The 21930-nt window shown below is 71.3% G+C and carries 20 protein-coding genes and 1 pseudogene; 8 read left to right on the forward strand and 13 right to left on the reverse strand.

Going from position 1 to position 21930, the window contains the following annotated elements; translation table 11 throughout:
- Nucleotides 1-214: 214 nt before the first annotated feature.
- Both leuE and ACZ5TL_RS27395 read right to left on the reverse strand, forming a co-directional pair.
- Nucleotides 215-859 (reverse strand): leucine efflux protein LeuE, encoded by a 645-nt coding sequence (gene leuE, locus ACZ5TL_RS27390; protein WP_468593063.1) that lies wholly within the window; start codon nucleotides 857-859, stop codon nucleotides 215-217.
- Nucleotides 860-892: 33 nt separating this feature from the next.
- Complete coding sequence (locus ACZ5TL_RS27395) at nucleotides 893-2473, reverse strand: acyl-CoA mutase large subunit family protein (protein ID WP_468593064.1); 1581 nt, start codon at nucleotides 2471-2473, stop codon at nucleotides 893-895.
- Between the two features lie 141 nt (nucleotides 2474-2614).
- Between ACZ5TL_RS27395 and ACZ5TL_RS27400 the strand changes: the two genes are divergently transcribed.
- On the forward strand, nucleotides 2615-3481 hold the full coding sequence (locus ACZ5TL_RS27400; protein ID WP_468593065.1) for a L,D-transpeptidase family protein: 867 nt from the start codon (nucleotides 2615-2617) through the stop codon (nucleotides 3479-3481).
- Nucleotides 3482-3680: 199 nt separating this feature from the next.
- Here the strand turns inward: ACZ5TL_RS27400 and ACZ5TL_RS27405 are convergent, their stop codons facing one another.
- From ACZ5TL_RS27405 to ACZ5TL_RS27435, 7 genes are all read right to left on the reverse strand, one after another.
- Nucleotides 3681-4802: a hypothetical protein gene (locus ACZ5TL_RS27405; protein ID WP_468593066.1), complete on the reverse strand. Its 1122-nt coding sequence runs from the start codon at nucleotides 4800-4802 to the stop codon at nucleotides 3681-3683.
- Nucleotides 4802-5476, reverse strand: coding sequence for an RNA polymerase sigma factor (locus ACZ5TL_RS27410; protein WP_468593186.1), 675 nt, complete (start codon nucleotides 5474-5476; stop codon nucleotides 4802-4804). Before ACZ5TL_RS27410 ends, ACZ5TL_RS27405 begins: the two co-directional genes overlap by 1 nt.
- 612 nt (nucleotides 5477-6088) lie before the next feature.
- Entirely contained in the window at nucleotides 6089-6859 is a 771-nt protein-coding gene (locus tag ACZ5TL_RS27415; RefSeq protein WP_468593067.1) for a hypothetical protein, read from the reverse strand.
- Complete coding sequence (locus ACZ5TL_RS27420; protein WP_468593068.1) at nucleotides 6856-7305, reverse strand: hypothetical protein; 450 nt, start codon at nucleotides 7303-7305, stop codon at nucleotides 6856-6858. Before ACZ5TL_RS27420 ends, ACZ5TL_RS27415 begins: the two co-directional genes overlap by 4 nt.
- Before the next feature lie 10 nt (nucleotides 7306-7315).
- A complete protein-coding gene (locus ACZ5TL_RS27425; RefSeq protein WP_468593069.1) occupies nucleotides 7316-9553 on the reverse strand; it encodes a glycoside hydrolase domain-containing protein in 2238 nt (745 codons plus the stop codon).
- A 609-nt stretch (nucleotides 9554-10162) separates the two neighbouring features.
- The gene (locus ACZ5TL_RS27430; RefSeq protein ID WP_468593070.1) at nucleotides 10163-11119 is read right to left on the reverse strand and encodes a hypothetical protein; all 957 of its coding nucleotides are present in this window, start codon (nucleotides 11117-11119) and stop codon (nucleotides 10163-10165) included.
- Between the two features lie 148 nt (nucleotides 11120-11267).
- Entirely contained in the window at nucleotides 11268-11885 is a 618-nt protein-coding gene (locus tag ACZ5TL_RS27435; RefSeq protein ID WP_468593071.1) for an RNA polymerase sigma factor, read from the reverse strand.
- A 225-nt stretch (nucleotides 11886-12110) separates the two neighbouring features.
- Here ACZ5TL_RS27435 and ACZ5TL_RS27440 point away from each other — a divergent pair, with 225 nt between their 5' ends.
- Nucleotides 12111-13280 (forward strand): N-acetylmuramoyl-L-alanine amidase, encoded by a 1170-nt coding sequence (locus ACZ5TL_RS27440; protein ID WP_468593072.1) that lies wholly within the window; start codon nucleotides 12111-12113, stop codon nucleotides 13278-13280.
- Between the two features lie 2 nt (nucleotides 13281-13282).
- On the opposite strand, the gene ACZ5TL_RS27445 is transcribed toward ACZ5TL_RS27440, so the two are convergent.
- From ACZ5TL_RS27445 to ACZ5TL_RS27460, 4 genes and pseudogenes are all read right to left on the reverse strand, one after another.
- Nucleotides 13283-13678: a hypothetical protein gene (locus ACZ5TL_RS27445; protein ID WP_468593073.1), complete on the reverse strand. Its 396-nt coding sequence runs from the start codon at nucleotides 13676-13678 to the stop codon at nucleotides 13283-13285.
- 177 nt (nucleotides 13679-13855) lie between these two features.
- The gene (locus tag ACZ5TL_RS27450; RefSeq protein WP_468593075.1) at nucleotides 13856-14410 is read right to left on the reverse strand and encodes a hypothetical protein; all 555 of its coding nucleotides are present in this window, start codon (nucleotides 14408-14410) and stop codon (nucleotides 13856-13858) included.
- Between the two features lie 108 nt (nucleotides 14411-14518).
- A pseudogene (locus tag ACZ5TL_RS27455) lies at nucleotides 14519-15059 on the reverse strand (hypothetical protein).
- A gap of 93 nt (nucleotides 15060-15152) precedes the next feature.
- Nucleotides 15153-16742, reverse strand: a complete 1590-nt coding sequence (locus ACZ5TL_RS27460) for a beta-N-acetylhexosaminidase (protein WP_468593187.1) — start codon at nucleotides 16740-16742, stop codon at nucleotides 15153-15155.
- 299 nt (nucleotides 16743-17041) lie between these two features.
- On the opposite strand from ACZ5TL_RS27460, the gene ACZ5TL_RS27465 reads away from it, so the two are divergent.
- The 6 genes from ACZ5TL_RS27465 (at nucleotide 17042) to ACZ5TL_RS27490 (ending at nucleotide 21930) form a co-directional block, all read left to right on the forward strand.
- Nucleotides 17042-17515, forward strand: a complete 474-nt coding sequence (locus ACZ5TL_RS27465; RefSeq protein WP_468593076.1) for a 2-oxo-4-hydroxy-4-carboxy-5-ureidoimidazoline decarboxylase — start codon at nucleotides 17042-17044, stop codon at nucleotides 17513-17515.
- Nucleotides 17516-17736: 221 nt separating this feature from the next.
- Nucleotides 17737-18117, forward strand: coding sequence for a succinate dehydrogenase, cytochrome b556 subunit (sdhC, locus tag ACZ5TL_RS27470; RefSeq protein WP_031107855.1), 381 nt, complete (start codon nucleotides 17737-17739; stop codon nucleotides 18115-18117).
- A gap of 5 nt (nucleotides 18118-18122) precedes the next feature.
- Nucleotides 18123-18605 carry a succinate dehydrogenase hydrophobic membrane anchor subunit gene (locus ACZ5TL_RS27475; RefSeq protein WP_190049716.1) on the forward strand — a complete coding sequence of 161 codons (483 nt, stop codon included), beginning with the start codon at nucleotides 18123-18125 and terminating at the stop codon, nucleotides 18603-18605.
- Nucleotides 18606-18624: 19 nt separating this feature from the next.
- Nucleotides 18625-20379, forward strand: coding sequence for a succinate dehydrogenase flavoprotein subunit (gene sdhA / locus ACZ5TL_RS27480; RefSeq protein ID WP_468593077.1), 1755 nt, complete (start codon nucleotides 18625-18627; stop codon nucleotides 20377-20379).
- Complete coding sequence (locus tag ACZ5TL_RS27485; RefSeq protein ID WP_468593078.1) at nucleotides 20379-21158, forward strand: succinate dehydrogenase iron-sulfur subunit; 780 nt, start codon at nucleotides 20379-20381, stop codon at nucleotides 21156-21158. The genes sdhA and ACZ5TL_RS27485 overlap by 1 nt, the downstream gene beginning before the upstream one ends.
- 151 nt (nucleotides 21159-21309) lie before the next feature.
- Nucleotides 21310-21930 (forward strand): Uma2 family endonuclease, encoded by a 621-nt coding sequence (locus ACZ5TL_RS27490; protein ID WP_468593080.1) that lies wholly within the window; start codon nucleotides 21310-21312, stop codon nucleotides 21928-21930.

Genomic DNA, 21930 nt, shown 5'->3' on the forward strand with positions numbered 1-21930 from the left:
CCTGAGGGGATCGAGTCATGGCACGTCCGTTGTCGTTGTTGCCCGCAGAGTCGGGCACGGCCAGCAGCATCCCGTCCAGGGCAAGTACCCGCAGCCCTCGGAAGAGCTCGCCGTCCGCGCCGAGCGGCCGTGCCACGGACCGGAACAGTTCCCGCATCACCGGCCAACCGAGCCGCTGCCGGGCCGGCAGTACGTGGGGCGCTCCGGTCTCTAGTCACGCACTGGCGAGGGACAACTTCACCGCGAACCCGAGGAACAACGCGCCCGCCGCCGAGGTCGCCCCCGCCGACAGACGCCTGCGGCGTCGGAAGGCGGCGGCCAGCCTGGTGCCGCCGAAGATCAGCGCGCTGAGGTAGAACACGCTGGCGAGCTGGGCGAGAGCGCCGAGGACGACGAAGGACAGGGCGGGATAGGTGTACCCCGGGTCGACGAACTGCACGAAGAAGGCGACGAAGAAGAGGATCGCCTTGGGGTTGACCAGGCTGACGACGAAGGCACGGCGGAAGGGCCGCTCCCCGGCGGGCGCGGAAGCCTCCGTACCGGACCGCTCCACACGCGTCCTCCACATTCCCCACGCGGCCCGCAACATGCCCAGCGCCAGCCACGCCAGATAGCCGGCCCCGACGTACTTCACGATCCCGAACAGCACGGCGTTGGCCTGCAACAGGGACGCGACCCCGGCCGCCGACAGCGTCATCAGCACGGTGTCCCCGCACCAGACCCCGGCCGCGGCGGTGTACCCGGCCCGCACACCGCGCCGGGCTGCGACGGACAGGACGTACAGGGAGTTGGGACCGGGCAGCAGAACGATCAGGACGAGGCCCGCCAGGTAGGTGGGCAGATCGATGACACCGAACATGGGAGCGAGTGTCGCACAGGGGCGGCAGGAGGATCAGAACGCGTCGCTCGGTACGTATGTCCCCCACACCTCCCGCAGGGCGTTGCACACCTCGCCGACCGTGGCACGGCCCCGCAGCGCGTCCTTCATCGGGTACAGGACGTTGTCCGCACCCTCGGCGGCCTTCTTCAGCGCGTCCAGGGCCGCGTCCACCGCCGGCTGGTCGCGCTCCCCCCGCAGCTTCGCGAGCCGCTCCGCCTGCCGGGCCTCGATGGCGGGGTCCACGCGCAGCGGCTCGTACGGCTCTTCCTCGTCCAGCTGGAAGCGGTTGACGCCGACTACGACCCGCTCTCCGGAGTCGGTCTCCCGGGCGATGCGGTAGGCGTTGCGTTCGATCTCGTTCTTCTGGAAGCCGCGCTCGATGGCGTCGACCGCGCCGCCCAGCTCCTCGACCTTGGTCATCAGCTCGACGGCCGCGGCCTCCACGTCGTCCGTCATCCTCTCGACGGCGTAGGAGCCCGCGAAGGGGTCGACGGTCGCCGTCACGTCCGTCTCGTGGGCGAGGATCTGCTGGCTACGGAGGGCCAGGCGCGCGGACTTGTCCGTGGGCAGCGCGATGGCCTCGTCGAAGGAGTTGGTGTGCAGCGACTGGGTGCCGCCCAGCACCGCCGCCAGGCCCTGCACGGCGACCCGGACCAGGTTCACCTCCGGCTGCTGGGCCGTCAGCTGCACCCCGGCGGTCTGCGTGTGGAAGCGCAGCATCAGCGACTTGGGGTTCTGCGCGCCGAACTCCTCGCGCATCACCCGCGCCCAGATCCGGCGCGCGGCACGGAACTTGGCGACCTCCTCCAGGATCGTCGTCCGGGCGACGAAGAAGAACGACAGGCGCGGGGCGAAGTCGTCGACGTCCATGCCGGCCGCGACCGCCGTGCGGACGTACTCGACGCCGTCGGCCAGGGTGAAGGCGATCTCCTGTGCGGGCGAGGCGCCCGCCTCGGCCATGTGGTAGCCGGAGATCGAGATCGTGTTCCACCTGGGGACCTCGGCCCGGCAGTACCGGAAGATGTCGGCGGTCAGCCGCAGGGACGGCTTCGGCGGGAAGATGTACGTACCCCGCGCGATGTACTCCTTCAGCACGTCGTTCTGGATCGTGCCGGTCAGACTGCCGGCGCTCACCCCCTGTTCCTCGGCGACCAGCTGGTAGAGGAGCAGCAGCAGGGCCGCGGGGGCGTTGATCGTCATGGACGTGGAGACCTGGTCCAGCGGGATGCCGCCGAACAGCACGCGCATGTCGTCGATCGAGTCGATGGCCACGCCCACCTTGCCGACCTCGCCGTGCGCGATCGGGGCGTCGGAGTCGTGGCCCATCTGGGTGGGCAGGTCGAAGGCGACCGACAGTCCGGTCGTGCCATGGGCGATCAGCTGCCGGTAGCGGGCGTTGGACTCGGCCGCCGTGCCGAACCCGGCGTACTGGCGCATCGTCCAGGGGCGGCCGGTGTACATCGACGGGTACACGCCGCGGGTGTACGGGTACGCCCCGGGCTCCCCCAGCTTCTCCGCCGGGTCCCAGCCCTCCAGGGCCTCCGGCCCGTAGACCGGCTCGATGGGCAGTCCGGACTCCGACTCACGCGCCATGGTGGGTTGCCTCCCGCAGAGCAGTGACCTCGCTCACCACCATGCCCCGTGGTTCGCGGCGGGTCACGCCCGGGGAACATCTCAGGTGACATCCGGGGCACGCCGGTGAGACGACTGGGGGGCCGTGTGCGTACCAGGGGCATGGGGAGAGCGATCGCGGCGGCGGTCGCCGTACTGGCCGCGCTGACCGGCTGTACGGTGCAGGCCCCCGGCGGCGAGGGCAAGGGCCGGCCGCCGGTGCACATCGAGATGCCCGACGGCACCCCGTCCCCGGCCCGCAGCTCCGGTGACGACGACGGCGGCTACGACGACGGAGGCGGCAGTGCGAGCACCGCCCCCGCCCCGCCCGGTGACGACGACAAGCCCCGCGCCGCGCCCCGTGTGCTGTGGTCCCCCGGCGACACCGGCCGGGACGTCCGGGAACTCCAGGCCCGGCTGCGGCAGGTCGCCTGGCTCTTCGAAGGACCGACGGGGACCTACGACGAGCGGACCGCCGAGGCGGTCAGCGGCTTCCAGGGCAAGCGCGGGCTGCCCCGCACCGGGAGGACCGACACCGTCACCTGGCAGCGGCTGCTGGGCATGACCCGCGAGCCGGGCCGGTGGGACCTGTACCTGATGGGCGGCCAGCCGGCCGACCCGCCGGACCCGCGCTGCCGGAGCGGCCGCGTGCTGTGCGTCGACAAGACCAGCAGGACCCTGCGCTGGATGATCGACGGGCGGACCCTGTCGACGATGGCCGTCCGCTTCGGCTCGGAGTACACACCGACCCGGGAGGGTGTCTTCTCCGTCTACTGGAAGTCCCGCGACCACGTCTCGACGCTCTACGACTCGCCCATGCCCTACGCGATGTTCTTCAGCGGCGGCCAGGCCGTGCACTTCTCGCCCGACTTCGCCGCCCGGGGCTACGCGGGCGCCTCGCACGGCTGCGTCAACGTCCGGGACGAGGCGGCGATCGCCGAGCTGTACGCGCGGGTCCGCAACGGCGACAAGGTCGTCGTGTCCTGGTGAGGAGCCGGGAGGAGAGGGTGGGGCGGGGGGGGGGGGGGGGGGGGGGGGGGGGGGGGGGGGGGGGGGGGGGGGGGGGGGGGCCCCCTCCCCCCCCCCCCGCTCAGGTGCACGAGCCGTAGGTACGGGGGGAACCCCGGCTCTGTGCGAAAGCCGATGACCAGTCGGCTCACTCTTTACTGCGCCGGGGCAGCCGAAAACGTCACACCCTTGGCCAAGAGATCTTCACCGCGTGCGAAACCGCAGGTCGCAGGGGGGTACTCGCACGCTTGGACCAGCCACTGTCCGCGTCGTCCCCGGCGTCACCCTTGCGCGCGGCCCGCTTACCGGTCTTCCGGTCGGCCTTGTCCTGCTTACGGTCCTGCCCGCGATCCCGGTCCTTGTCCTGGTGCCGCCCCTGGCCCTGGCCGTGGCCTTGGCGCTGGCCTTTGCCATGCTCCTGGCTCTTGCCCTGGCCCTTGCCCCTGCTCTGTCCCTGCCCCTTGCCCTCGTCGTTCCGCTCCGCGGAGCGGGGATCGGTGCCGGCCAGGACACGCTCGCAGTACTTCCCCACGCGCGTCTCGCCCGCCGCGTCCCGCAGGGCGCGCCCGCGGCCGGAGTCCAGCCGCTTGCCCTCGCGGAGGTCGCGGCAGGCGGAGGTGATCTCGCCGCGGTCACCGGCGGTCCCGTCGCCCCGGCCGCCGGGGTCGGGCTCCGGTGTCGCGCCGCCGCGCGCCTCGTCCCTGCCCTCGCCCTCGGCCCCGCCCGTCGGTGTACCGCTCGGGACGTCGTCCGGGCCGGACCCGCCCTGTACGGCGTCACTCGGCGAGGGCGACACCAGCGGGCGCTCCGGAGGGCTGACGGCGGCGGAGACCGAGGCGCCGGGGTGGGGTTCGTCGCCGCCGAACGGTGCCCTCAGGGCTCCGGTTCCGGCCGCCACGGCGACCCCGCCGACCATGCCGACAGCCAGGGCGGCGGCCAGGGCGAGGCGCGCGGGACGGGCCCGGCGAGGCCGGCGGACGGCTGCCGAGCCGCTGCCGAGCGGGGTTCCGAGACGGACCAGCTGGGCATCGGTGCCCGCGGACGCGTCCTGGCCGCCGCTCGCCGCACCGGCCGCACCGGTGCCGGCGCGTTCCTCGCGCACCTTGCGGAAAGCGGCCACCGCCGCGGCCTCACCGGGGAGTTCCTCGCTGGTCAGCGGGGGTGTGGCGGAGAGCGCGCCGAGCGTCCTGGCGAGGTGTTCGGCCTTGCGTCGATCGGCGTCGTCGACAGCTTCCGGTGACTCTCCGCTCAGCAAACGCTCCGCCGTTTCGCGGTCCAGCCACCCGTACTGCTCGTCGGCCATCACACATCCTTCTGCGTCCGCGCGACGCTGTGCGTCACTCCTGCGGACGTCACCGCACCGCCGCACGGTTCTCGCTGGGGCGGCAGGGCGTCGAGCACCCCGGCCGATTCCGGATCGGCCTGCGGGTCGTCGCCGAGCAGCTCGGCGAGCCGCTTCAGGCCCCGGTGGGCCGCCGTGCGGACGGCGCCCGGGCGCTTGCCGAGCGTCTCGGCGGCGGTCTTCGCGTCGAGCCCCACGACCACGCGGAGCACGACCGCCTCGGCCTGGTCCTGGGGCAGCCGGGAGATCAGGGAGAACGCGCCGTCGGTGCAGAGCGCCTCGATGGCCTCGCCGGCCGTGTCGGACTCGGCGGCCCGACCGGTCAGTTCGGTCTCGTCCCCGCCGATCGCGGGCCTGCGCCCGCGCATGCGTATGTGGTCCAGCGCGCGATTGCGGGCGATACGGGCGGCCCAGCCGCGGAACCGGTCCGCGTCGCCGGTGAACCGCTCCAGGTCACGGGCTATCTGCAGCCACGCCTCGGAGGTCACGTCCTCGGCGTCGGGGTCGCCGACCAGCGTCCGTACGTATCCGAGCAGCCGTGGGTGCACGGCTCGGTACACAGTCCGGAACGCGGTCTCATCTCCGTCCTGTGCCGCACGCACCGCGGCGGTCAGCTCCGCGTCGTCCCCCAGCACCGCGCGCCCTTCTGCGCCTCGACCGGCGCCGCTCTCGCGGACCGGGTTCTCGCCGTCGTGGTTGCTCAATTGGTGGTCGCGGTCACAAGAACCGCAGGTGGTTGCGGTGGTCTTGCCGCCTGCGCGTTGGCGCGAAGGCGACGTTACGACCTGAAACCACTCGCCGTCCACGTCCGCCCGAGATGCAACTAAGCCGTGACACGGCGGGGTGTGACAGAAAACGCACCCGAGGCGCTGTAGGAAGTACGGGTCGCCGCGCGGCCCGTGCCGCGCGACGGCCGGGGCCTCTCCTGTGGGGGGTGGCGGCCCCGGCCGTCTCCGGCTGCCGCCCCGACCGGGTCGATCGGGCACCAGATCGACAGCCCGAGGAGGGCTGTCTCACACCTGCAGAGTCGCCACGGGGTTCTCCACCACGTCCGGACCACGCCACCGGCATCAGCGACGCAGCGCTTCCACGGGTGGGATGCGCGATGCTCTCCGTGTTGGCATGGGCGGCAGGGGTCACGAACGCCCCCATCGCGACCACCGCTGCTGCCACGACGGAGAGACTTTTTCACTGTCTTCTCCTTGACGATCCATCGAGTACTACCGGGGGCTGCGCGCGAAGCGGCGTCAGGCCGCGTTCCGCTGGCGGCGCGCGAGAGCCTCGGCGGCTGAGCGGCGGCGCTTGTCGTGGACGTCCACGAGGGTGCCGGCGCCCTGACCGGAGGTGGCCTCGCCGACGCGGAGGCGTTCGGCTACGGCTGCCAGGCGGGTGTCGTCGGGACCGACGGCAAGGTAGAAGAGGGCTTCGTCGACGGCGCGGTCGTCACCGCCCCAGCGGACCACGCCGTCGAGTTCGGCGAGGATGTCGCGGAGAACCGCGAGTTCCAGGGGGAAGTAGCCGCCCTTGGTGCCGGGCGGGTAGTGGCCGGGCCGGATGCGGACGGCGGTGCCGGAGGCCAGGTTGCGGGCGGGCCCCCGGAGCCCCTTCGGGGCCGCCCAGCCCATGGCCTCGCCGGGCTGGAGCTCGGCGATCTCATAGTGGAAGCGGCGGACGAGGTGGACCAGGACGGTCTCGGGAGCGCCTAGCCGGACCTGGAGGTCCGTCACCGCAGTGCCCGGCACGGGCCGGGAGGCGATCGATCCGCCCTGGTCGGCGGCGATCTCCATGGCCCAGCCGTTGGCCGAGCGGGTTCCGGTGAGGAGCCGCTCGTTACGGGCCTCGGCCCGTGCGACGCCGTCGCGGACGGCCTTGGGGAAGGTGTAGTCCCTGGGTTCGGCGGCGTATGCCGCGGAGGCCAGCGCCTGTGACTGCGGGAGCGCTACCGCGGCGGTGGCGACGGCGGCGGCACGCAGTAGAAGGCCTCTGCGGGACAGCGGGGAGGCGGGAGTGGCGCTCACGTGGTCCTCTTCTCGGGATGCTCGGATGCGGTGGTGTGGCGGCGTTCGGCGACGGCGATCAGGGCGAGCGTCACCGCGATCACCGCACAGACCGTCATCACGGGTGTGATGAAGTCCGGGACGGCCGCCGCGTAGGAACCACCTGACGACAGGCGGCAGTCGAGGGCGGGTGGCAGGTAGGACACGCGGTACTCGCTCACCTGCCCGTACAGCGCGGGGTCTGCGTCCTGGCAGGCCTGGGCGGTGCCGCTCTCGTCGAGGAAGAGCGACACCAGGCCCCAGACGTAGGCGACCGCGGCGAAGGCTCCGGCGAGCGCCGCGCCGCCGCCCGCCACGGCCCCCCGGCCGATCGCCGGGAAGCCGTATCCGAGGAGACCGATGGCCGCCACGGCGGCGACGACGATGCCGAGCAGCAGGGGCAGGGCGGCGGGATACGAGGAGGTCATGGCGATCACCTCATCCGCCGACGAGCTGTCGGACAAGGTTGTTGTACTTCTCGAAGATGTGGTATAGACCCATCCGCTTGGCGGCATCGGCCTCGGCCTGGTCGCCCCAGCCCTGGTAACGGCGGATGATCTCGAAAGTCTCGCCCTCGGTGTAGTCCAGGCTCATGGCACGCAGGGTGGTCTCGCCGGCCGGCGGGTTCTTACCCCCAGGCTTGCCCGCGACGCCCCACAGGTGGATCAGCGGCACGGTCCGCATGGCGAAGGCGTTGTCCTTGTTGACCTTCTGCCACATCGCCCAGATGTCGGCGTCCTTGGTCGGGTCGGTGCGAGTGCCGGTGACGAAGCCCTTGTCGATGCAGTGGTTCCAGGCGCGGATGCCGACCTCGCCGCTGATCTGCGCGATGCCGGTCGAGGAGTCCTTGACGATGCCGACGCCGTTGAGGTGGTACGAGGCGACCTGGTGGTCCACTCCCTGGTCGATCAGGTCGTAGTGCCGCATTTCCCAGTACGCGGAGGTCTGGATCATCGCCTTGCGCATGGTGTACGCACGGGACAGCTGAGTGGTCTGCGCGTCGTGCGACATGATCGTCTCGAAGCACTGCGTGTGGGTGAACAGGCGGGCGTCGGCGCCCGTGCCGCCGTCGTCCTCGTAGCCGATGCTGCGCATGTAGCGGCTGAGGTCCTCGTGCAGTGCGTTGAGGAAGGAGCCGTCGAAGGCGACGTCGGGGCGCGGTGGCCGGGGCGCGTTGAAGGAAGCCTGGCCGGTGTCGCGGCCGGAGGCGATGTTGACGTCGATCTCGATGGCACCGGCGCCGGAGCCGACGGTCCGGGTGACGATCTGGTCGTACGCCCAGTCGGCGGGCAGCGGGTAGCCGAAGTTCCCGGAGAAGCCGGAGGACATGTCGGAGACGAACGAGGCGGTGGAGTGCCCGGCCTCGCCGACCCGGGTGCAGACGTTGCGCGGCCCGTACACACCGACCTCGAACCGTCCGCCGTCGGCGGCCAGCGCGTCCACGATGCCCTTGAAGTGCGGCAGGACGTTCGACGTCACCTCGTGGTCGAGCGCGTCGAAGTCGACGGCGAAGAAGATCCGCGTGCCCGACTTGAAGCCGTGGTCGACGGCGGCGTTGGCGGCGGCCTGGCCGGCGGCCCGTCCGGCGGCGTAGTTGAAGCCGTCGGCGTCCCGGCCGTACGTCTGATAGATCGGGAAGCAGCGCAGGCCGTTGGCGGCGATGGTGGCCAACTCGCCGGGCTGGATGGCCTTCTCGGGGAGAGAGGTGGCGCTGGGGTTGGTGAGGTAGCGGCCTATGTACTTCACCCCGGCGGCCTTCAGGCTGGCCGCGCGAGCGTCAGTGATCTTGGTGACGCCGTCGCAGGCCTCGCCGTTGCGGCTCTGGTCACCGTAGGAGACGAGGAGGGAGGCCCAGGTGGAGAAGTCGCCCTTGCCGGTGACCGGGAGTTTCGCGAAGGACTGGAAGCTCTGGACGGCGGTGGAGACCGCGCTGGTGAAGTTGCCGAAGGCGACCGGCCGCTGGTTGAGAATCATCGCGCCGGTGAAGAGCCGCGCCCAGTTGCCGGAGCTGCCGACCGACAGGGTGTGTGACTTGAGACCGGACTGGGTGCCGGGGCCGAAGACACCGTTGGCGGCCCCGTCCGCCATCCCGATCTCGTACTGGACGGCGAAGAGCATCGACTTGGCAACGTCGCGCGAGTGGTGGCCGTCGCAGGGGATGACGTAGAAGTCCTTGCGCAGGACGTACTGGCCGTTGAGCCACTGCTGCACCGAACGGACCACGCTGGACCCACCGCTGACGGTGACGTACGCGTCCATGTTGAACAGGCCCTTGATGACCTTCGGCCACAGGGCGCTGCCCGGATAGACCGCGCTCAGTCCCATGTTGGCGTTGAGTTCGGTGACGGACTGCTGGACGCGGGCGCTGTAGGTGCCGTCGATGCCGCCGCCGTCGTAGCCCTTGCAGTACAGAGCGGACTGGAGGATCCGGCAGAAGTCCGCGGACGGCACGTTGTTCGCGTCGATCTTGCCGAACTTCTCCCCGAGGGCCGCCAGGGTGGCCGGGCCGAAGCTGTTCGACAGGTTGGTGATGCCCAACTCGTACTGGAGCGCGCGGGTCAGGGCGTACATGGTGGGCCAGCCGGTCTGCCCGTTCTCCTCCACGGTCATGCCGATGCGGCTGCCGTACGTACGGTTGATGAAGACCTGGGCTTGACGCACCATCTCGTCGGCCATGAAGTGCCCTCTCAGCAGGGATGCGGGGCCGCACCTGGGTTCGGGCGGCACTGGACGGGTGAAGCGGCACGGGGGCGGGCGGGTCCTGCAGTTCGGACACGGAGGCGCCCGCGGTAGCCCGATGCTCATGTCCGGAGGGGACGGGCCCCTCCTGTCGCGATCGCTCAGGCGGACACTCGGCCGTCCGGTCAGCGCCGACGGCCGGAGCGTCCGCACCAAGGGGAGGCCAAATGCGGTACCTCATAAGGGAATTGCGCGGACGAGATCAGCACCCGAGGGAGCTCTCACTCGACCATTGCACGACCCGAACAGCAGACGATCTTGGATCGATCCCAGCAATAGCACCTAGATCAGGCACAGCGAGCGGCCTTTTGTGATGCACCCGTACTCAAGACGGCACCAAACGTGCGCACAACCTTTCGCCCGCTCACGCGTCTCAACTGCCGTAAGAGCAACGTTTAGATGGTCACTTCACGGGGAAACCGAAGAAGCCTGAACGACAGCTGACCACAGCCGCCCCGGGGTGCGCATCGCCCCGCAAGCGCCCTTCGCGGTGAGCGGCAAAGGTCTGAACGGACGACGGGATGCCTTGCGTCTTCCCCCATCGCCTCAGGGGCGGCGGCTCTCGTTGGGGCGATCGGGCCGCCCCTCGGTGCGGGACCCTCCGCCGCCGGTGCCGCTTCCGCCGCCGTGCGCGGCGCCCGAAGCGCTGCCCCCGGCCGAGCCGGTGCCCGCGTTGCCGGAGCCGGTGGTACCGGGGGCTCCCGGGGGCCTGGCCTGGTCGGCGGTGCTGCCGGGCTTCGCCCCTGTCCCTGTCCCTGTCCCCGTCCCTGGCCCTGGCCCTGTCCCTGCCCCTGCCCCTGTCCCTGTCCCGGCCAACTGTCGTGCGCAGTACGCCGTGACGTTCCTCTCCCCGTCCGCCTCCTCGACGAGGCGCTGCCAGGCCGTCGCGTCCATGGCCTTGCCCCGGCCCGAGACCTGCTCGTAGGCACGGCAGTGTGCCTCGATGTCCCGGGAGAGGCCGGGACGGTCCCGGCCCGCCGGGGCGGAGCCGGTCGCCGCGTCGGTGGGCCCGCCCGTCGAGGCGCCGGGGTCCCGGGAGGAGGAGGGCAAGCGGTCGCGTTCGTCGGCACCGTCCGTGGGCCCCACCGAGCCGATCGCCGCGACCGCGACTCCGCCCAGGGTGAGACTGGCGAGCAGCACGGAGAACGTGGCCTTCAGCGAACGCGTTGTGTGCCGCCGTTCCGTGGGACGCCAGTCGTCGCGGCGGCGGGTGCGGGCCCGGTGCGCGCCCTCGGCCCGGGCGGCCCGGAACGCGGTCACGGCCCGTTGCTCGGCCTCGGCGTCGATACGGTCCCCGAGCAGGGCGGCGGCAAGGAGTGTCTCCACTTCGGCGGCGTCGAGGTCGCGACGTGACCCGAGGCCCGGGCTGCCGACGCCGGGCGGCCGGTGGTGGCCGGGCAGCCGTCCGTCGGCGTCCGGTACGGCCCCGTGGCCGTACACCGGATCGCCAGGGTGCACACGCCGACGGCCGGGAAGCCCGCCGTCGCTCCGCCGTTCACCCATGTCCGTTCCCGTCCCTGCTCGATCCACTCGCTCCACTCGCCCCACCCGGCCCGCCGGGTCCCACCAGTACGTCCCGCCGGCCGGCCCTGTTCAGGCCGCCGAGCCCGCCCGGCCTGGACCGGCCGCCAGGCGAAGCCGCCGACTCCGGTTACGTCGACTCACCCAGCGTCCGGGGCTCCTCATCCGTCACTCTCTCCGCGCCCAGTTGCCCGGCGAGGCGTTTCAGGCCCCGGTACGCGGCCGTGCGCACCGCCCCCGGCCGCTTGCCCAGGACACGCGCGGCGGCCGGGCCGTCGAGGCCGACCACCACCCGCAGCAGCACGGCCTCGGCCTGGTCGCGCGGCAGCCCCCGGACCAGTTCCAGGGCGTGCTCGGTGGACATGGCCTCCAGCGCCTGGTCGTGCGTGCTCCACGGCCCGGGCAGGTCCAGGACGTCCTGCTCGAGCGCGGACGACCGGGGGCGTGTCCGCTGCCGGCGCAGGTGGTCCAGCGCCCGGTGCCGGGCGATGGCCGCCGTCCAGCCGCGGAAGCCGGCCCCGTCGCCCCGGAACCGCCCGAGGTCCCGGGCGATCTCCAGCCAGGCGTCGGACGCCACGTCCTCCGCGTCGTCCCCGGCCAGACCGCGCAGGTACCCGAGCAGCCCCGGCTGCACGATCCGGTAGGCCACCGCGAAGGCCGCCTCGTCACCCTGCTGGGCCCGTGCGACGGCCGCGCCGAGTTCCCCGTCGTACGCCTGCACGCGCCGGGGTTCCGCTCCCTGACCCACGTACCGTCCTCGTCCGTGCCGAGTGCGTGCCCTCACGCTGATCAGCGCCGGTCGGTCCGGAAGTGTCACAGCGCGTCAGGCGTCCGGCCGCCGGTCAGTGTTGGCCACCGTTCGGGTCATCCCGACCCGCCGTCCTCGGGAGTGCGGGCCCGGACGGGTTTGGCCCAAGTGACGTACCGGGGAGTGCTGCACGCGATGCCACCGCCCACGAAAGGCGAGCACCGTATGACACCCCGCCTCCTGCGCACCGCCGTCGCCACCGCCCTGGCCCTCGGCTGCCTCGGCCTGACCCAGCCCGCCCGGGCGGCCGGCTCCTCGGACGGCGTGCACACCGTCCGGGTGCCGGACGGTGATCCGCACGAGCGGTCCCTCGCCCCGCGCACCACCGAGCCGTTCAGCATGATCGGCGTCACCTGGGACGACCCGCACGCGGCCCTGGACGGCATCGCGCAGGTGCGCACTCGCTCCCGGGAGAGCGGCCGGTGGAGCGCCTGGCACGCCCTGGACTCCGACGTCCGGACGCCCGAGACCGGCCCCGACCATCACCGGCCCGGCGTGCGCGGCGCCACCCAGCCACTGTGGACCGGGGCCTCGGACGGCGTCCAGGTGCGGGTCTCGGGCGGGCGGCTGCCGGAGGGACTGCGCGTCGAACTGGTCGATCCCGAGGGCGGGTCGGACGCCGTGCACACCGCGGTCGCCGAACCGGACGCGGTCGGGCCGGCCGCCGGAGCCGCCCCGGCGGAGCGTCCCGCCATGACGCCGCGCTCGCAGTGGGGCGCCGACGAGTCCCTGGTGAAGAGCCCGCCCACCTATACCTCCGGCACAGAGGCGATGTTCGTCCACCACACGGCGGGCACGAACGACTACGCCTGCTCCGAATCGGCGTCGATCGTGCGCGGCGTGTTCCTCTACCACGTGAAAAGCTACGGCTGGAACGACATCGGCTACCACTTCCTCGTCGACAAGTGCGGCACCGTCTTCGAGGGCCGCGCGGGCGGCGTCGACAAGCCCGTCCTCGGCGCGCACGCCTACGGTTTCAACACCGCCACCAGCAGCGTCTCGGTGCTCGGCGACTACTCCGCGACGACCACGAACGCCGCGGTGCGCGAGTCGGTCGCCCAGGTCGCGGCCTGGAAGCTCGGCCTGTACGGCGTCGACCCGACGGGGACGGTGGTGCTGACCTCCGGGGCGGACAACGGAAAGTACAAGCTGGGCGAGAAGGTCACGCTGCACCGCGTCTCCGGCCACCGCGACGGCAACCCGACCGAGTGCCCCGGCCAGAACCTCTACGACGACCTGCCCGAGATCCGCACCCTGGCCGCGAACGCCGCCAAGCCGAAGGAGTCCGCCCCGGAGCCGACCGAACGCGGGACCGAGATCGTCCTCGGCCGCTGACGCTACCGCCGGGCCGCGCTGCTCACCGCGTCCCGGCACAGCAGCCGCAGCGACCCGTGCCCGGCATAGCAGCGGCGGGCCTCCTCCATGGGGTCCCACAGGCGCCCGTCGGGGGTGCGGATCCAGTGGTCGCCGCCGGTCGCCCACCACTCGGCGCCCGCCTGACGTGCCATCACCTCACCGGCGTAGGCACCGAAGCCGCGCAGCACTCCCTCGACGGCGGCGTAGGGGGCCCCTTCCTGCCGTATCCCCTCGATCATCCGGTCGATGCTCCACAGACTCTGTGCCGAGTAGTCGAGGCGCAGCCGTGCTCCCTCGCGCATCGTCGCCACCGTGTCCGCCGCCCACCGCTGCGGCTTCGCCGCCGCCGAGGGCCTGGTCTCCGCTTGAGTCGTCACACCCGGGAAAGCGCTGCGGCGAAGCGTTTCGTCACCGGGATCCGGGGACTTCCCCGAAGTGACGCAGAACCGCCCCACCTCACCCGACGGACGGTCACAGGACCCTGACAGGAACGGGGTTTAAGGGCCCACGGCGAAAGGACCCCCGAGGGCGGCCGGGCCTCTGCGGCCCGTGTGTCAGCGCTGTTGCCGGCGCCGGCGCGACACCACCGCGCGCAGCACCCGCCGGCCCTCCGTCGACAGTTCCAGTACCCGGCGCAGGCCGGCCGGGCCGTGTCCGGCCAGGACCTCCAGGACGGTGATCTGGCGGCGCAGTTCGGCGGCGACGAGCGGCGACATCCCGTCCGTGCGGCCCTCGCGGCGTACGTCCACCGACGAGGCCTCGTCCTCGGCGGTGTCGAGGAGACGGTGGATCTGCAGGGAGGCGACGGAGCAGGCGTCGGCCCACACCCGGACCCCGTCGGCGGACGGTTCCGCGGGGGCGCTCTCGAGCATCCGCTGGGCGAGCAGGGCCGCCTCGTCCTCGGCGCCCGCCGCCTCCAGCTTCCCGCGCGCCTGCTCCAGCCGCTCGCCCCACGCGCCGGCACCGGCGTCGTCGGCGAGGGTCGCCCACACCGGCCGCAGGGTCTCGTCGTCGCCGCCCAGCAGCGGCACGCACCGATCAAAACAAGCCAGCCCGCTCGCGGCCAGCCCGCGTTCGTCGGCCTGTGCGATCAACTCCACCAGGCTCATCCACGCCTCCCTCCGCGGGCCCTTCTCCAGGGCCCTGCCAGGCCGCTCGCAGCCTCACCCCTCACGGAACCCGCACTTCCCCTTACTGCGTGCAACGGGCCCGGAGTGTCACAGGGGCACCACGCCCAGGCGGTCGAGGAAACGGAAGAAGAGGTTTTCAGCCTGGGGGCCCCCGCTCGGGCGAAGCCGAGAGTGGGGGAGGATCAGGGTCTGAGGTCAGTACGTCCACCAGTGCGTCGGCGTTCACTTCGAGCCCGGCCCCGGCGGCCCGGCGGACGGCGCGCCCGGCCGCGTCGCGGGGTTCGAGGAAGTAGTCCTCCAGCGAGAGGCCCTCTCGGCCGGCCCCCGGACACCCGGCCATCGCGTCCCGGGCGAGGCAGGTCGTCCACGCCCCGCTCTCCGGCGCCGCGGCCTCCAGCACCACGCACGCGCTGTCCATGACGTAGCCGAACAGCGCGGGCGCCCCGGCCTCCCGGGCGAGGGCGTTCATGTTCCCGATGTCGCCGTCGCCGCTCGGGCACTCCCAGACCTGCCACCCGCCCGGCGCCGGATCATGCGATGTCAGGCCGTCCCCGGCTCCCGACAGCGCGGCCGGCTCCGCGAGCGGCCGCTCCCCCCGGCCCACGACGAAGTATCCCCAGTGCCCCATGTTCCGGTTCCCCCCGGCATGTTCGGTTCGGCTCGCGCCAGAACACCACAGCCGTATGGGAGTTCGCAGCCGTATGGGCCCATTCGTTCCAGGTCAGCCGAGCCTGTCGGCCAGTGCCCGGAACTGCGCCCAGGACAGCTCGGGCTTGTCCGGGTCCCACAGCTTCTGCACGGTCGCCCGCAGCGGCATCCGGACTCCGGCCGCCACCTGGTCCTCCGTCTGGGAGTTCGCGAGGTCGCACCAGACGGCGAAGGACCCGCCGAGGATCTGGCCGTCGTAGCGCTCGGGCACGGCCTCGGTGCCGCGCAGCACCCGCGGGGTCCACTGCTCGTAGATCCGCTGCCCCGTCGGGTAGACGAAGGTCTGCGGCTCGCCGAGCACGTAGTACAGGAACTCGTCGTTGTAGTTGATCACCTTGCGGCCGGCGCTCAGGTACTCCGCGGGCTGCCGGGCGCCGATCTCCTTGCCCGTCCAGTAGGCGACCTGGATGTCCTTGTCCGCCTCGACGGAGGTGTCCCGGAAGAAGCCGTCGTTCCACGCGCGCGGGACGCGCTGGTGCTTGCGGACGGTGGCCGCCCGGTCGTTCAGCCAGCCGGTGGCGAGGTCGGCGACCGTCGCGCCGGAGCCGTACTTCTCCCGCGCGGCGGCGGCCAGCTGCGGGAAGGACGCCTCCGGGTCGGAGCGGACCAGCGCCTGGTACTCGTCGCCGCCCAGGTGCCAGGGCTTGCCGGGGAAGAGATCCGCGTACTCGTTCAGCAGATCGTCGACGATGTCGGCGCTCGCGGCCTTGGAGATGTCGATGGCGCCCCGCACCGCCGAGCCCTGCGCGGTGCGCAGCTGGAGGTCGGGATGGGCGTCGATGACCGCGCCGAGGTGCCCGGGCGAGTCGATCTCGGGCACGACCGTGATGTGCCGGCTCTCCGCCAGGTCGATGATCTTCCGCACCTGCGCCTTGGTCAGGTGCTGCTCGGACACGATCTCCGGATGCGAGTCGGACTCGATCCGGAACCCCTGGTCGTCGGAGAAGTGCAGCCCCAGCTGGTTGAACTTCAGGTCGCCCAGCTCCCGGATCCGGTCCTCGATCCAGCCGGCCGTGAAGTGCTTGCGCGCGATGTCCAGCATGAACCCGCGCTGTGCCTTGGCCGGCTCGTCGCGCACCACGCCCTCGGGGGCGGTGCCGCCACCGCGCGTCTCCTGCTTGAGCGTGCGGGTGCCGTAGAAGACGCCCGCGTCGGCGGGCCCGCTGATCTCCACGCGCCCGTCGCGCACGGTCATGACGTACGACTCCGGGTTCGCGCCCTTGTCGTCGTTCAGCGTCAGTCGCAGGTCCCCGGCCCGCTCGTCGCTCTTCTCGCCCTGGTACGTCAGTCCCAGCTCGCCGGCGACCAGCCGCCCCTCGTCGGCCAGCGCCGGGTCGTCCACGACCACGCGGTTGCCTTTCTCGGGACGCCAGCCCGGGCCCCGCGCGGCGGTGTGGTCGCGCACGGCGGGGATCGTGCGGGGCGCCTCGGACAGGGCGTAGGAGCGGCTCGGGCTCGCCTCCGGCGAGGTCGTGGTGGGCGCGGCGGCGGCCCCGCCCCGGGAGGATCTGGCCTCCGGCCCGGTGGACCCGCCGTCGCCGCCCGAGGCCGCCCAGAGGGCGAGACTCACCCCGGCCGCGACCACGACCAGGGCGACGGCCATGGCCACGACCAGCACCTGCCGCTGCTGCCGCTGATTTCCCTGCTTCGCCGGACGCCGGCGCCTGTGCTGACTCACACGGCCAACCTAAGACCCCACCAGGCGTCACGCGCGTCCACCACGCGTTCCGAAACTCTCTCTCCGGGGTGAAATTCGGGCATCCGTCGGACACGTCTCGGTCGCACTCGATAGCGTGACGTCACATCTCTCACAGCACGCCCTGCCGACACACGTGACGCCCACGAGGACCCACGCTGCCTGCGCACCGTCCCCCAGATCTCCCCGGCCGGCTCGCCATACCGGTGGAGCACTTCAACGCAGCCTCCGCCGAGGCCCTGGAACAGACCCTCCTCACGTGCCTGCGCAGCCTCCGCTGGTCCCGGCGTGTCGCGGCTCACCGCCCCTACCCGGACCTGGACTCCCTGCTGGCCGCCGCGGACGAGGCGGCCTACGACCTGACCTGGGCCGACCTGGCCGAGGCCCTGGCGGCCGAGTCCCTGCCGCCCCTCCCCGCGGACACCTACGCGGCGGCCCACACCGCCCTGAACGCGGCCCACGCCGCCTACGAGGCCCGCTTCGGGCACGTGTTCGTGATCTGCCTGGACGGTGTCTCGCCGTCGGAGACCCTGGACCGCCTCCTCGAAGCCATCCGGTCACGATTGACCAACGATCCCGAGGAGGAGCGGGCGGTGACGGCGGACGAACTCCGGCGGCTCGCGAGGGGGCGTCTGCTGCATGCCCTCAGGGGCGCGGGGAACTGCCCGGTCAACCACTGACGGCCCGCACCCCGGCGGCCCCGGAAACCCCCCGTACTCCCCGTCCGCGCTAGCCCACCAGTACCTCTTTGCATGCCAGTTTGATCACACCCCGGGACCCCGGCTCAGCCCGGCGGCAGCACATCGCTACGATGCTGGGGGCCGGTGGACCGTACCCGGCCGGGCCCGACCGACAAGGAAAGCCGGCGCGGCCCCAATCACCGCTCCCGGAGGAAACTTCCGTGCCGGCTGGAACGCTGTACCGCGGCCGGGAAGGAATGTGGTCCTGGGTGGCTCACCGAGTCACCGGCGTCCTCATCTTCTTCTTCCTGTTCGTTCACGTGCTGGACACCGCCCTCGTCCGTGTGTCCCCGGAGGCCTACGACACGGTCGTGGCCACGTACAAGACGCCGATCGTCGCGCTGCTGGAGTACGGCCTCGTCGCCGCCATCCTCTTCCACGCGCTCAACGGCCTGCGTGTCATCGCCGTCGACTTCTGGATCAAGGGCGCGCGGTACCAGAAGCAGATGCTCTGGACCGTCGTCGCCCTGTGGGTCGTGCTGATGCTCGGGGCGATCTACCCCGTCCTCGGCCACGCCGCTCGTGAACTGTTCGGGAGCTGACGCCAATGTCCACGACTGAGAAGACCGCAGCCGGCGTGGGCCCCGTCGAGGGCGGCGCCGTCTACACCGTCGACAACCCGGCGCCCCTCATCGAGGCCCCGCGCAAGCGGACCAAGAAGACCCCGAAGACCACCCGGGGCAACTTCGAGCTGGCCGCCTGGCTCTTCATGCGCCTGTCGGGCGTCGTGCTGGTCGTGCTGGTCCTCGGCCACCTGCTGATCCAGCTCGTGCTGGACGGCGGCGTCTCCAAGATCGGCTTCGCCTTCGTGGCGGGCCGCTGGGCGTCCCCGTTCTGGCAGGTCTGGGACCTGCTGATGCTGTGGCTCGCGATGCTGCACGGCGCCAACGGCCTGCGCACGGTCATCAACGACTACGCGGAGCGCGCGAACACCCGGCTGTGGCTCAAGGGCCTGCTCTACACCGCCACGGTGTTCACCATCCTGCTGGGCACGCTGGTGATCTTCACCTTCGACCCGAACATCCGCTAGGCACGGGGCTGCGAGAATCATGAAGATCCACAAGTACGACACCGTCATCGTCGGCGCCGGTGGCGCCGGTATGCGCGCCGCCATCGAGTCGACGAAGCGCAGCCGCACCGCCGTGCTCACCAAGCTCTACCCCACCCGCTCCCACACGGGCGCCGCGCAGGGCGGCATGGCCGCCGCGCTCGCGAACGTGGAGGAGGACAACTGGGAGTGGCACACCTTCGACACGGTCAAGGGCGGTGACTACCTGGTCGACCAGGACGCCGCCGAGATCCTGGCGAAGGAGGCCATCGACTCCGTCCTCGACCTGGAGAAGATGGGCCTGCCGTTCAACCGGACCCCGAACGGCACCATCGACCAGCGCCGCTTCGGCGGTCACTCGCGCAACCACGGCGAGGCCCCGGTCCGCCGCTCCTGCTACGCGGCCGACCGCACCGGCCACATGATCCTCCAGACGCTGTACCAGAACTGCGTCAAGGAGGGCGTGGAGTTCTACAACGAGTTCTACGTCCTGGACCAGCTGATCACCGAGGTCGATGGTGTCAAGAAGTCGGCCGGTGTCGTGGCGTACGAGCTGGCGACCGGTGAGATCCACGTCTTCCAGGCGAAGTCCGTGGTCTACGCGTCCGGCGGCTGCGGCAAGTTCTTCAAGGTGACGTCCAACGCGCACACGCTGACCGGTGACGGCCAGGCGGCGGTCTACCGCCGCGGCCTGCCGCTGGAGGACATGGAGTTCTTCCAGTTCCACCCGACCGGCATCTGGCGCATGGGCATCCTGCTGACGGAGGGCGCCCGCGGTGAGGGCGGCATCCTCCGCAACAAGGACGGCGAGCGCTTCATGGAGAAGTACGCGCCGGTCATGAAGGACCTCGCGTCCCGTGACGTCGTCTCCCGCTCCATCTACACGGAGATCCGCGAGGGCCGCGGCTGCGGTCCCGAGGGCGACCACGTCTACCTGGACCTCACGCACCTCCCGCCGGAGCAGCTGGACGCCAAGCTGCCCGACATCACGGAGTTCGCCCGTACGTACCTCGGCATCGAGCCGTACACGGACCCGATCCCGATCCAGCCCACCGCGCACTACGCGATGGGCGGCATCCCGACGAACGTCGAGGGTGAGGTCCTGGCGGACAACACCACGGTCGTCCCGGGCCTGTACGCGGCCGGCGAGGTCGCCTGCGTGTCCGTGCACGGCGCCAACCGCCTCGGCACCAACTCGCTGCTGGACATCAACGTCTTCGGCAAGCGCGCGGGCATCGCCGCCGCGGAGTACGCGCAGAAGGCGGACTTCGTCGAGCTGCCGGAGGACCCGGCGGAGCTCGTGCTCGAGCAGGTGGAGCGGCTGCGCAACTCCACCGGCGCCGAGCGGGTGTCGGTCCTGCGCCGTGAGCTGCAGGACACCATGGACGCCAACGTCATGGTGTTCCGCACCGAGCAGACGATCAAGACCGCCGTCGAGAAGATCGCGGAGCTGCGCGAGCGCTACAAGAACGTGGCGATCCAGGACAAGGGCAAGCGGTTCAACACGGACCTGCTGGAGGCCGTCGAGCTGGGCAACCTGCTGGACCTCGCCGAGGTCATGGCGGTCTCCGCACTCGCCCGCAAGGAGTCCCGCGGCGGTCACTACCGCGAGGACTACCCGAACCGCGACGACGTCAACTTCATGCGGCACACCATGGCGTACCGCGAGGTCGGCGCCGACGGCTCCGAAACCGTCCGTCTCGACTACAAGCCGGTCGTCCAGACCCGCTACCAGCCGATGGAGCGTAAGTACTGATGGCTACCCCTGTTCTGGACAAGGAAGACGCGGCCGGCAAGCCCGAGCCCGGTTTCGCCGACTCCCCCTACATCACGGTCACCTTCCGGATCCGCCGCTTCAACCCGGAGGTCGCGGCGGAAGCCACCTGGGAGGACTTCCAGGTCGAGATCGACCCGAAGGAGCGCGTTCTCGACGCCCTCCACAAGATCAAGTGGGAGCTGGACGGGACGCTGACGTTCCGCCGGTCCTGCGCGCACGGCATCTGCGGCTCGGACGCCATGCGGATCAACGGCAAGAACCGCCTGGCCTGCAAGACGCTGATCAAGGACATCAACCCGCAGAAGCCGATCACGGTCGAGGCCATAAAGGGCCTGACGGTCCTGAAGGACCTCGTGGTCGACATGGAGCCGTTCTTCCAGGCGTACCGGGACGTCATGCCCTTCCTCATCACGAAGGACACCAACGAGCCCACGCGCGAGCGTTTCCAGACGGCCGAGGACCGCGAGCGCTTCGACGACACGACGAAGTGCATCCTCTGCGCGGCCTGCACGTCCTCCTGCCCGGTCTTCTGGAACGACGGCCAGTACTTCGGCCCGGCCGCCATCGTCAACGCGCACCGCTTCATCTTCGACTCGCGCGACGAGGCCGGCGAACAGCGTTTGGAGATCCTTAACGACCGCGACGGCGTCTGGCGCTGCCGCACGACCTTCAACTGCACGGACGCCTGCCCGCGCGGCATCGAGGTCACGAAGGCGATCGCCGAGGTGAAGCGGGCGCTGATCACGCGCCGCTACTGAGCCGACCGCTTGACCGAGAGGGCCCTGTTTCCGCTGGAGACGGGGCCTTCTGGCATATGCCACACCATCGGGTGAAAGAGGCTGCGACGGCCGCGCGGGCGTCCTGCGACCTACCATGATGTTCTCGACACCAGCCCCCAGGAGGCACCTGATGTCCGCAGCTTCCGTCGAGCAGCCCTTCCACGACGAAGAGCCGGTCACCCTGACGACCATCGCCGACGAGATCATGGAGCGCCATCCGGGCTACCGCGTCGAGATCATCGGAGGCCATCTCCTCGTGACCCCGTCCCCGGATGCTCCCCATGCTCGGGCCCTGACCGGCCTCATGATCCCGTTCATCGCAGCCGGCCTGCACGGCGGTGAAACCGAGACCCTCCAGAACGTCGGGCTCTGGCTGCCCACCGGCGCCGAGGACTACGCCATCCCCGACCTCGTCGTGGTGGACGCCGACATCGACGACCACCTCGTCGAGAACAACGCCTACGACCCGGCCTGCTTCCGTCTCGTCCTGGAGGTCACCTCCGGGAACTGGAAGGACGACCTCAAGACCAAGGTCACCGCCTACGCCGAGGCCAAGGTGCCCGTCTACGTCGTCGTCGACCGCAGGCACCAGCGCCTCCATGTCCTGACCGACCCAGTGGGAAGCGGCTACGAGAAGCACCGCCCGCATGCCCCCGGCGAGCTCGTCACCCTCCCCGACTCCATCGGCGCCAAGGTGACCCTCGACGCGGCCGAGATCCTCAAGGCCGGCCAGGCGAGAGGGAGCGACTGA

This window comes from Streptomyces sp. NPDC033136, assembly GCF_055578235.1.